This window comes from Streptomyces sp. NPDC059398, assembly GCF_042751845.1.
In the GTDB taxonomy this organism is placed as follows: Bacteria; Actinomycetota; Actinomycetes; order Streptomycetales; family Streptomycetaceae; genus Streptomyces.
In genome coordinates, this window is record NZ_JBHYWP010000179.1 from 1 (window position 1) to 1,732 (window position 1,732).

General features: G+C 69.8%; 1 protein-coding gene. It reads left to right on the plus strand.

Annotated elements, in window-relative coordinates:
• Positions 1–114 precede the first annotated feature (114 nt).
• Complete coding sequence (locus tag ACFXBC_RS34525; RefSeq protein WP_385033885.1) at positions 115–1,632, plus strand: chitinase; 1,518 nt, start codon at positions 115–117, stop codon at positions 1,630–1,632.
• Positions 1,633–1,732: the final 100 nt, after the last annotated feature.

The window sequence follows — 1,732 nt, forward strand, 5'->3', positions numbered from 1 at the left end:
GGCGGCCCCGGGGCGCCCCCCCCCCCCCCCGCGCGCCCCGGCGCCGGCCCCCCCCCGGGGCCCGCACCGCTCTTCCCCTCCCTCTTCCTCCAACCGGTGTTCCCAGGAGACTCAATGAGACCGATCCGTACCCTCGCCACCGTCGTGGTCACGGCGGCGGCAGCAGCCGGGCTCGTCACCGTCGGCAGCGGATCCGCCCAGGCGGCGACCCCACTGCCCGCGCATGTGTACGCCCCGTACTTCGAAGCCTGGACCGGTGACAGCCCGGCCGCCCTGGCCGAACAGTCCGGGAGCAAATACCTGACGATGGCATTCCTCCAGGCGGCGGCCAAGGGCTCCTGCACGCCGTACTGGAACGGCGACAGCAGCATGCCCGTTTCGTCCGCCAGTTTCGGCAGCGACATCAGCACCATCAAGTCCAACGGCGGCGACATCATCGCCTCGTTCGGCGGCTACACCGCCGACAACACCGGCACCGAGATCGCCGACAGCTGTACGGACGTCGGCCAGATCGCCGCCGCGTACGAGAAGGTCATCACCACCTACGACATCACCCGGATCGACCTGGACATCGAGGACAACTCGCTGACCAACTCGGCGGGCATCGACCGGCGCAACAAGGCCGTCAAGCAGGTGGAGGACTGGGCAGCCGCCAACGGACGCACCGTCGAGTTCTCGTACACCCTGCCCACCACCACGAAGGGGCTGGCCTCCAGCGGTCTGGCCGTGCTGAAGAACGCGGTGTCCAACAACGCACGGATCGACGTCACGAACATCATGACGTTCGACTACTACGACAACGCCACGCACAACATGGCCAACGACACCCAGACCGCCGCCCAGGGCCTGCACGACCAGTTGGCGAAGCTTTACCCGTCGAAGACGGACGCGCAGCTGTGGGGCTCGGTCGGCGTCATCGAGATGCCGGGCATCGACGACTTCGGAGCCGCCGAGACCTTCACCACCGCCAACGCGGCGCCGGTCTACAACTGGGCCGTGGACAAGGGCATCAACACCCTGTCCATCTGGGCCCTTCAGCGTGACAACGGCGGCTGCCCCGGCCAGGGCGGCTCCGACTCCTGCTCCGGCATCGACCAGAGCACCTGGCAGTTCAGCCACACCTTCGAGCCGTTCACCAGCTCCGGCAGCACGACGCCCCCGGCCGACGACTTCTCGGTCTCGCTAACCCCGGCATCGGCCACCGTCGCGGCCGGCGGCTCCACCACCTCGTCGGTGCACACCGCGGTCACCGCGGGGGCGGCCCAGACGGTCGGCCTGGCCGTGACCGGCGCACCGGCCGGGGTCACGGCATCGGTCAGCCCCGGCTCGGTCAAGGCCGGAGGCGACGCGGCCCTCTCGGTCTCCACCACCTCGTCCGCGGTCTCCGGCAAGTACTCCCTGACGGTCACCGGCAAGGCGGGGTCCACCACCCACACGGCCACTTACACACTCACCATCACCGGCGGGGCCACCGCGTGCAGTGCGGCGCAGTGGAGCAAGAGCGCGGTCTACGTCGGCGGCAACACCGTCTCGTACGGCGGCCACACCTGGAAGGCCAAGTGGTGGACCACCGGCGAGACCCCCGGAACCACGGGCGAATGGGGTGCCTGGCAGGACCTCGGCGCCTGCTGATCCTCTCCCTCCCCGAGTCCTGACAGGTCCTGACAGGTCCTGACAGGCCCTGACAGCGCGGGGTGGGGGGGGGGGGGGGGAGCAGGCCACGCGACCCACA